This window comes from Lactobacillus sp., from assembly GCF_014803895.1.
This window is the reverse complement of the sequence record NZ_JAAVAU010000029.1, coordinates 1-9,646: the sequence shown is the minus strand read 5'-3', so window position 1 is coordinate 9,646 and position 9,646 is coordinate 1. Positions and strand designations below refer to the sequence as shown.

The 9,646-nt window shown below is 32.9% G+C and carries 11 protein-coding genes; 5 read left to right on the top strand and 6 right to left on the bottom strand.

The window, feature by feature from the left end; genetic code table 11:
- The coding region (locus tag HDR40_RS08385) for a potassium transporter TrkG (protein WP_290628222.1) at positions 1-433 on the bottom strand (433 nt) is incomplete at its 3' end.
- Between the two features lie 134 nt (positions 434-567).
- On the opposite strand from HDR40_RS08385, the gene HDR40_RS08380 reads away from it, so the two are divergent.
- Positions 568-1,776, top strand: a complete 1,209-nt coding sequence (locus HDR40_RS08380; RefSeq protein WP_290626635.1) for a hypothetical protein — start codon at positions 568-570, stop codon at positions 1,774-1,776.
- Positions 1,777-1,820: 44 nt separating this feature from the next.
- Here HDR40_RS08380 and HDR40_RS08375 read toward each other — a convergent pair whose 3' ends face one another.
- Positions 1,821-2,144 carry a heavy metal-binding domain-containing protein gene (locus HDR40_RS08375; RefSeq protein ID WP_290626637.1) on the bottom strand — a complete coding sequence of 108 codons (324 nt, stop codon included), beginning with the start codon at positions 2,142-2,144 and terminating at the stop codon, positions 1,821-1,823.
- Between the two features lie 216 nt (positions 2,145-2,360).
- Here HDR40_RS08375 and HDR40_RS08370 point away from each other — a divergent pair, with 216 nt between their 5' ends.
- Entirely contained in the window at positions 2,361-3,548 is a 1,188-nt protein-coding gene (locus HDR40_RS08370) for an amidohydrolase family protein (RefSeq protein ID WP_290626639.1), read from the top strand.
- A gap of 139 nt (positions 3,549-3,687) precedes the next feature.
- Here the strand turns inward: HDR40_RS08370 and HDR40_RS08365 are convergent, their stop codons facing one another.
- The 4 genes from HDR40_RS08365 to HDR40_RS08350 are packed head-to-tail and all read right to left on the bottom strand — an operon-like array spanning position 3,688 to position 7,134.
- Complete coding sequence (locus tag HDR40_RS08365; RefSeq protein WP_290626641.1) at positions 3,688-4,494, bottom strand: transporter substrate-binding domain-containing protein; 807 nt, start codon at positions 4,492-4,494, stop codon at positions 3,688-3,690.
- Positions 4,495-4,509: 15 nt separating this feature from the next.
- Positions 4,510-5,256, bottom strand: a complete 747-nt coding sequence (locus HDR40_RS08360; RefSeq protein WP_290626643.1) for an amino acid ABC transporter ATP-binding protein — start codon at positions 5,254-5,256, stop codon at positions 4,510-4,512.
- 14 nt (positions 5,257-5,270) lie between these two features.
- Entirely contained in the window at positions 5,271-5,963 is a 693-nt protein-coding gene (locus HDR40_RS08355) for an amino acid ABC transporter permease (RefSeq protein WP_290626645.1), read from the bottom strand.
- 28 nt (positions 5,964-5,991) lie between these two features.
- A complete protein-coding gene (locus HDR40_RS08350; RefSeq protein WP_290626647.1) occupies positions 5,992-7,134 on the bottom strand; it encodes a PLP-dependent aspartate aminotransferase family protein in 1,143 nt (380 codons plus the stop codon).
- A gap of 394 nt (positions 7,135-7,528) precedes the next feature.
- Here HDR40_RS08350 and HDR40_RS08345 point away from each other — a divergent pair, with 394 nt between their 5' ends.
- The 3 genes from HDR40_RS08345 to HDR40_RS08335 all read left to right on the top strand — a co-directional run.
- Positions 7,529-8,206, top strand: coding sequence for a dihydrofolate reductase family protein (locus HDR40_RS08345; protein WP_290626649.1), 678 nt, complete (start codon positions 7,529-7,531; stop codon positions 8,204-8,206).
- Positions 8,207-8,304: 98 nt separating this feature from the next.
- Positions 8,305-9,057: a carboxymuconolactone decarboxylase family protein gene (locus tag HDR40_RS08340; RefSeq protein ID WP_290626651.1), complete on the top strand. Its 753-nt coding sequence runs from the start codon at positions 8,305-8,307 to the stop codon at positions 9,055-9,057.
- A 416-nt stretch (positions 9,058-9,473) separates the two neighbouring features.
- A partial coding sequence (locus tag HDR40_RS08335; RefSeq protein WP_290626753.1) for an SDR family NAD(P)-dependent oxidoreductase occupies positions 9,474-9,646 on the top strand: 173 nt, incomplete at its 3' end.

The following is a 9,646-nucleotide window of genomic DNA, read 5'->3' as shown; positions in this document are numbered from 1 at the left end:
CTAATAATAAGGCACTTCCTAAAAGTTGAATTGCAATCGATAAGCGAAGGATTAAGAAAATGACATTAACTTGCGATAAATTATCAAAATTCCAAGCTTCTTTAGCCAATAACTTAGTTGACATTTGCATTCGTTGCCGAATAAGACGTGACATTAACACCGCAAATGTCATAAAGCCAAGTCCACCTACTTCCATTAAGACAGCAATAATTAATTGACCAAAGAAAGACCAGTGCGTAGATGTGTGAACTACGGATAATCCAGTTACACAAGTAGCACTTGTCGATGTAAAAAGAGCAGTCATAAAATCAGTATGGCCAGACTTAGTAGAAATTGGTAAAAGTAAAAGTAATGTTCCAATTAAAATTATAAAAACAAAGCCTAAAGTTAAAACTTTAGGGAAGGTATATTTATGATGATATATTTCTATCAAGGCGTCCTCTCCTTTATAAGTCAAAGTTTTTTCACTACTAAGTCTAACATATGTCTTCTTTTTTCTTTTACTTTGCGCTAATATCTAGTAATCTTAATATATATAAATCATATGATTAGAGAGAAAAATGATAAATGGAAAATGCTTCGATGTCAGAACGTGACAAAATAATTTCACTACTTAATGATAAATTAATTGATTGGGAAAAGTTAGGAATTCAATTTAATATTTCTTCTTATGCACTCAAGCAGTATTTAGCTGGTGAAGAAAATTATTTATCTATGACTACAAGAGAAAAGCTCTCTTTCTTCTATGATCAACTAGCTGCTTTGAAACAAAGAGGACAACATAGGTTGAAGGATCAACAAATACAATCTTCTTTGAGATATGCTAACTTAATGCTTGATAATTTATGGTATGTACCAACTTCAGATAATTCAGGTGATTTACTAGATTATTTTCATTTTTTAGTTATTAAAGTTAGTAATTATCTAGCCACTGATGGCTTTTATTATGGATATGTTAGGACGAAGTATTATCCTAATATATTTATTCGTTATGAAAATGATGAAGGTAGGGTGGGTAAACCTATTACTTGTGTTTATATTAATGATGAGAATATAGATCTGGATAACAGACTACATTCATTAGTTAAAGGGGAAATCCAACTTGAAGAATTTAGCCCATACTTAATCAGACGTAATCAAGAATTAGCAGTTAATCTTTATCAAGAAATCTTGTCTATCCTTTACAATACAGTTCATAAATTTTTAAGTAAATATGGTATGAAGGCTAAACTTCAAAAGGATCAAAAAGATGTTACCAGTATATATACTTTTTTAGGAACTTATCCAATTTTTAAATCATTTACTCAAGAGATTGATAGATTAAATGGCTTAAATGAAAACGAATATTTATCTGTAGATGATTTTTATCAAGATAATTTAGGTTTAAAAATTATTACCGTCGCTAACCAATTATTCAATGGCTACCAAGAAGTTCAACAACAAATAAATTATATAGTTTCAAATGAAGAAATTAGTCTTGGAGAGGCAGTTGATATAGAATTAGACGCACTTGAAGATATATATCATAAATTACAAGAAAAGCTGTCGGAGACCCTGATTAGTTTTTATCAAGGAAAATGGGCGTTCCATGAACCTAAAGAATTATCTACTGCAACTGATACTAATTATACTTATCACCAATTTAATGCAGCTTTAAATGATGCATATCAGGAAAGTGCTGCTTACTTGCAATTAAAAGCACTCTTAGATGTTTTTAAACCATTATTGAAAAAAAGTGATTATCGTAACTTATTTAATAAGCAGAATGAATATTAGGATACAAAATAAGGAGTCCACAACTTGAAATGTGAACTCCTTTATTAATTTACAAATTTAACTGCTGTACCATAAGCAACAATACTTTGCATATCCCCGGCAATTGAGCCTGAATCAAAGCGCATCATTACCACAGCGTCAGCTCCTTTTTCTTGGGCGGCAGCTCGCAAACGTTGAATTGCTTCAGTACGAGAAGTTGTAAGCATTTTAGTATATCCTCGAACTTCGCCACCAATCATACTCTTCAATCCTGCTCCGATATCACTGATTGCATTGCGGGATTGCGTAGTCACGCCGAAAACTTCACCAAGAATTTCATAATTTTTGCCAGGAACATTTTCAGTTGTTGTAACTAATATATCTGCCATTTTAATGTCCTCCTTAGAATTATTTTCAGTCTACACGAGCTAGTAGCGAGATTCAAGTAATAAACTGTTTGGGTTATAGTTTATAAATTAACTATCAATAAGTTACCAAACTTGTATTATTCAATTAATCATTATAGTTTTATTATAAAAATCATTGACTTTTAATATTTTTAAACTATTATGAAAAGTAATTATTCAAGAAAGGTGGCCTTTATTGTGACTAAAACTGCATTTACAAACTGTAATTTATTTGTGGGAACCCAAGATGAAATATTAAAAGATGCTTGGTTCATAATTGACGATACAACCAGCAAAATTATTGCAAAAGGAACTGGAATTCCATATAAAAAGGCAGATAAAAGTATAGATTTAGAGAATCAATATGTAATGTCTGGTTTACTTAATTCACACGTACATATTACTAATTGGTTTCCAGAAACTGAAACTATTGGGATATACAATGCTTTTGCTAATTTAAAAGCGGCTCTTAAAGGTGGCGTTACTTATATTCGAAGCTGTGGAGTACCATTTGATACGGATATAAAACTTAATAATATGCGAACTCAATATCCATTTGAAGGACCACAAATCATGCCATCAGGAATGCCGATTTCTATCCTGGGTGGGCATGGTGATCAATTACTCGGTGAAAATCATGCTCAAAATGCATCCCATCTTGTAAACGGAATTTCTGATATACAAAATGCTGTTCGTTCTCAATTTAAAAAAGGTGCTAAAAATATTAAGCTAATGGTAACTGGTGGAGTACTTTCTCAAACTGATCAAGTAGATGATGTTGAATTATCACTAGACGAAATGAAAGCTGCTGTTCAAGATGCTCACTTAAAACATATGACTGTTAGTGCTCATGCTCAAGGTAAATTAGGTATTCATTATGCTGTTTTAGCAGGTGTCGATTCAATTGAACATGGAATTTATATTAGTGATGAAGATGTTGAATTAATGAAAAAGCAGGGAACATTTTTATCCCCTACATTAATTGCTGCTAAAAATATTGTTGATAAGGGTAAAGGAAAATTATCAGAATTTTCTTACCATAAAATGACTAGTGTAATTGAAGATTACTACAGGAATATTAGCAAAACTATAAAAGCAGGAGTTAACTTAGCTTTAGGAACTGATGCAGGAACTTTTGGTAATCCGATTGAAGAAACAGCTGAAGAATTGGTAGAGTTAGTTAATGCAGGAGCTACTAATTACCAAGCTCTACATGCAGCAGGTTTAGGAAATGCCACTTTAATGAAGATAGACGATGAATATGGCTCCTTAGAGGTGGGCAAATATGCTGATTTTTTGGTTTTAAAACAAAACCCTCTAGTTGATGTAGCTGCTGTCCAACAAAAAGATAAGCAAGTATATCAACATGGTATTAGAAAATACTAAGTATTAATAAAAGTTGAAATATTAAGAGAAGCATTAAAACCTATTAGATTATTATGTAAATAACAAAAATCTCCTTTACCATGTAATTGATAAAGGAGATTTTTTCTATAAGAGTTAAAGCTACTTTTTTGAATTCAAGTTATTTAGTTATGTCAGCATTAAAGTACTTTTGAGACAATTTTTTCACAGTGCCATCTTTTTCTAATTGAGTCATTGCACGATTATAAGACTTTTGAAGATCGGTATCTTTCTTATTGAATAAAGCAGAAATACTTACTGGAGCTTCTTGCTTAGAAACATCAATAATTTTCAATCCCTCAGTATTACCGCTCTTTTTGTAATCATACCAAGCTTCGCGACTGTTGATTGCGCCAGCTACACGACCTTGTCGAATCATTGATAAAGAATTAGAAAATTCTTCACTTGGTACTACAATACCACCATACTTTTTAGTGACAGCAGCATTGTTAGTCCCCGTTGAAGCAGCCATCTTTTTACCCTTAATATCTTTTAAACTCTTGATATTACTATTTTTAGGAACAATTAATACATAACGAGATTTGATATAGGGAATCGAAAAATTATATTGTTTAGCGCGTTCGGGTGTACGAGAAATATTATTCATTACGACATCAAATTTGCCTGCACCTAAACCCGCAATCAATGAATCCCACTTAGTTGGAACAAATTTAGCTTTTAAACCCATTTTTTTAGCAACTTCTTTACCAAGCTCCACTTCAAAACCAGTTAGTTTACCATTTTTTACATATGAATAAGGTTTATATGTTCCCTCTAAGCCAATTATTAATGTCTTTTTGGTTTGATTAGGAGAAGAACTAGCTGTGGATGAATTAGTTGAATGAATAGCATTCCAACTTCCAATAAATCCATACCCCAGAATTAAAGTTCCTATAATTGTTAGGAAGATTTTTTGTCGTAGTTTCATAGTCTAAGCCATCCTTTATAAATTTTCTAGTGTCATTGAAGAAATAAAATTTTTGATACGGTTATTAGGATTATCTGCTGAGAAAAATGTGTTTGCGTCACCATCATAGTTAATTTCGCCATCTTCAATGAAAACAATTTTATCAGCAATTTTTTTTGCAAATAATAAATTATGAGTAACAATGACCATTGATTGTTTTTCACTAGCTAATTGTAATAAAACTCGCAAAACACTTAATTCTAGTTCCGGATCAAGAGCTGAAGTAGGTTCATCTAAAAGAATATATTTAGGTTTCATTGCTAAAGCTCTAGCAATTGCTACTCTTTGGGCTTGTCCACCAGAGAGTTCAAATGGATAAGAGTTTTCGTATTTACTTAGATCTACTTTATTAAGTAATTGCAGAGCTTCCAGAGTGGCTTGTTTTTTACTTTCTTTTAAAACTTGTGTAGGTCCTTCAATGATGTTCTTTAAAACAGATTTATGAGGAAAGAGATTGTAATTTTGAAAGACCATTCCCGTTTCTTGCCGAATTGATAGGATAGCTTTTCGCTCGATTTTATGGCTAAAGTCAATTTGATGAGCATCAAATTCATATTTACCTTTTTTAGGAACGGTTAATAAATTTAATGACCGTAAGATAGTAGATTTTCCTGCTCCAGATGGACCAACAATTACAGTAGTTTTTCCTTCAGGAAACTCTAAATTAATATTTTTTAAAATGTGCTTATTGCCTACAATATGGTTCACATTAATTAATTTCATGATATTCTCCTAGCTTAATGATTTATTTGGGGGTCCAAAACTTTTTCTAAATATTTTTGTAGGTAAGTCAAAACCGTTGTGAAAAGTGCATAAACTACGGCGGCCAAACTATACATTAATAATGGTTGATAATTGGCTGCAGCAATTTGTTGGCTAACCGCAAACATTTCCATAATTGTAATGGAAGCTGCTAAGGAGGTATCTTTAACTAAACTAATAAAAGAGTTAGCTAGCGGAGGTAAAGCAACTCTGAGAGCTTGGGGAATAATAATTCGCCAAAGAGTTTTTAATTTTCCCATACCAATTGCAGCACCAGCTTCCCATTGACCTTCAGGAACAGAACTAATTGCTGCACGTAATGTTTCAGAAGCATATGCTCCGGTATTTAATGAAAAAGTAATCAAGCCAGCAACATAAGCTTCTAATTTTATACCATCAGGAGTAATACCCTTGATTTTTAAATAGGGTAGACCAAAAAATACAATGAACAGTTGTACGATTAATGGAGTAGCCCGAAATAGCCAAACGTAAAAACTAGCCAACCATTTCAAAATTTTAAAAGCTCCTTGACGCTTAGATATCCGGATTAACGCTGTTACTAAGGCAATAATTAAACCGAAGAAAAATGAAGTAATAGCTAGAGGAAGGGTAAATTGTAATCCGGCTACTATCATTTGGGGAAGAGCTGTAATAATGGTATTCCACATTTTAAAAAATTCCTTTCGTTTATATTGATTAATCCAATTGGGCAAGAGCTTGCTTTAAATCAGCAATTAAATCTTCTTCAGCTTCAATCCCTACCGAAAGACGAATTAAACCATCAGTAATCCCAACTTTAATTCTTTCTTCACGAGGTACACTCCCATGAGACATATAGGAAGGCACTTCGATTAAACTTTCAATTCCACCTAAACTTTCAGCTAGATCAATCAATTTCAAACTCTCTACAAACTTTTTAACATCTAAGCCCTCTTTTAATTCAAAAGAGACCATAGCACCAAAGTGTTTCATTTGTTTCTTAGCTACTTCACTTTCTGGTGAATCATCTAAACCAGGGTAGTAAATTTTCCCAATATGTGAATCTTTTTGTAAAAATTTAATGACCGCTTGGACATTTTCTAAATGAACACGCATGCGAGCACTTAAAGTTTTTATACCTCGTTGTACTAACCAACTATCATCAGGACCCAGAACACTACCGATAGAATTTTGTAAGAAAGCTAATTTTTGAGCAATTTGAGGATCATTGGTTACTGCTAATCCAGCAACTACGTCACTATGACCGGCTAAGTATTTAGTAGCTGAATGAAGAACTAAATCAGCACCAAGAGTTAAAGGTTGTTGATTATATGGTGTAGCAAAAGTATTATCAACAATCGTTTTAAGATCATTTTGCTTAGCAATTGTCGCTATGGCTTCAATATCATCAACTTGCATTAATGGATTAGTTGGACTTTCAAAATAAACAGCTACTGTATTATCTTGAATAGCATTTTTGATTTCGGATAAATTACGCATGTCAACTACTGTAAATTTAAAACCAAATCGCTTAAATACATGATTAATCAGGCGGAAGGTACCGCCATAAATATTATTATCAATAATAAAATGGTCACCAGCAGAAAACATCGAAAATGTAGTATTAATTGCAGCTAAACCTGATGAAAAAGCAAATCCGGTGATTCCGCCTTCTAAATCAGCGATTAGTTTTTCTAAAGCTGCTCGAGTTGGATTACCGGTTCTAGCATATTCCCACTTAATCTCACCACCTAAAATTTTTTGATGAAATGTGGATGCTCGATAAATTGGTACTGAAACTGCACCTGTGGCAGGATCTTCACTAATACCACCATGAATTAACTTTGTATCAAATTTCATAATTTTTATCTCCTTTTTTAGCAACAAAAAAAGACGCAACTCATTAATTTAATGAATTACGTCTTAAGCAAAAATTTATCCAGATTTTTTGATAGTTTAACGGTTCCTCAATTTATGAGGGCACATCAAAACCGTGGATTGCTCAAGACGCAATCCACAACAACAAGTATTGATCATTTTGGTAACTTGATTGTTAAACATGATGTGTACCTCCTATATTGATTTGATTTTCATCATAACTGACAATAAGTAAGAAGTCAAGATTAGTTTTTAGATAATCATCAAAAATACAATCTAAGCATAATTTAAGCTTGAAAATAAGCATTTCACATAAGTGCTTTTTCTTTATAAACTTAGTAGTAAAAGTTATAAAGAAAAAAGAGGTTAGTAATTAGTGGACAAGCCTTATATTATTTGCCATATGATGATGTCATTAGATGCCAGAATCGATTGTGATATGACAATTGATATTCCAGGTAATAATGTTTATTATGACACTTTAAATTCATTGGACGCACCTAGCCGAATCAGTGGCAAGGTAACTGCTGCGACAGAATTAACTAATGGTAAGCTTTTTAGAGCTAAAAATTCTGAAGTAATCGGTCACCAAAGTTTTAAGGTAAATGCCAACGCCCATAGTTACGAAATTGTAACTGATACTCGAGGTACACTTACTTGGGGTGATGATCATAACAGTAGTAAACCGCATTTAATTTTAATGAGTGAAAATGCTCCTAAAGAATATACCGACTATCTTAATGAGCGTGGAATTTCTTGGATTGCTACTGGTAAAAAACGTATTGATTTAGTACATGCTATGGAAATTTTGACCAAGGAATTTGGTGTAGAGAGAGTGGCTGTCGTTGGTGGCGGTAAGATTAATGGTGGCTTTCTTGAAGCTGGTTTAATTGATGAAATTAGTGTTGTAATTGGACCTGCTGTTGATGGCAGAATTAATCAACCAAGTTTATTTGATGGTCGCAGAGAAAGCAAAAATCCAATTCAATTAAAACTCAAAGATGTTAAAAAATATGACAATGGTGCTATTTGGTTAAGATACTTAACTGAATAACCTTTACTTATAATTGATACAAAGAAATAAATATTTCACAATTGAAAACATCACTTATATACTTAGTGTAATTTGAAATTAGAAAGGATAAATTTATTATGACAGAAATTCATCAAACCGCCGGTAGAGATCAATTAGGTGATTTTGCGCCACAATTTGCACATTTTAACGATGATGTATTATTTGGTGAAAACTGGGCTAACGATGATATTAGTCAAAAGACTCGTTCAATTATTACTATTTCAGTATTCATTGGTCGTGGACTAGTTGACTCTTCACTAAAAGCTCATCTTGAAATTGGTAAAAAGAATGGTATCACTAGAAAGGAAATCGCGGCAATAATTACTCATGCTGCATTTTATGCAGGTTGGCCTGTGGCTTGGGCTGCATTTAGACTCGCTAAGGATGTTTGGGCAGACGAAACTGTTGAAGATGAAAAGGCAGCTTACCAAAATACTATCATCTTCCCAATCGGTGAATCTAATGATGCTTATGCACAGTACTTTACTGGTCAAAGCTATTTAGCGCAAATCACTGATGATGCATTTCCAATCAGTAATGTTACCTTTGAACCAGGTGTAATTAACCATTGGCATGTTCACTATGCTTCTAAAGGTGGTGGTCAAATGCTTATTGCTGTTGGTGGTCGTGGTTACGTTCAACTTGAAGGTCAAGATCCAGTTGAATTGAAGCCAGGGGATAGTTTCTTCGTTCCAGCAAATACCAAACATTGGCATGGTGCTTCTCCTGATTCATGGTTCTCACACTTGGCATTCATGGTTCCAGGTGAAGACCAATCTAATGAATGGCTTGAACCAGTAGATGAAGAATTCTATACCAATTTGAAATAAAAAGTTCGAAAAGAATTTTATAAGGCCATTTTTTCAAGAGCATTTATTAATCTTTAAGTTAAAGCTGTTTTCAGCTGTTCCTTAAATTAATACAAATAAACTTTCTCAACTAATCTAAAAAGCCGTGTCCTTTATTGGGATGCGGCTTTTGCTTAAAATAAAAGAAAGTACTTCTTATATCAAAATATGCTTATTCCTTGATACTACTAGCTGAAGGTTAATATATCAGTGCTAATAAGTTTTCTGCCACCATACGTATAAGGTATACTGTTATAAAGACAAGGTAATTTTAATTACTTTATTAGTCAACTATACTAATTATCGAAAGTTAAAAAAGAAATCAAAAAAGTTCTTGACCTGGAGTGAACTCCAAGGAATAGGATATATTTGATTAAAAATAAAAGGGAGAACAGAAAATGGTTTATTCAGAATTAAAAGATAAAGTCGCAGTTATTACTGGTGGTTCCAAGGGTATCGGTACTGCTATTAGTGAAAGATTCGGTAAAGAAGGCATGAAAGTTGTCATCAACTACCACTCAGATGAAAAAGGTGCTCAAGCAGCTGCTGATGCCGTTAAGAAAAATGGTGG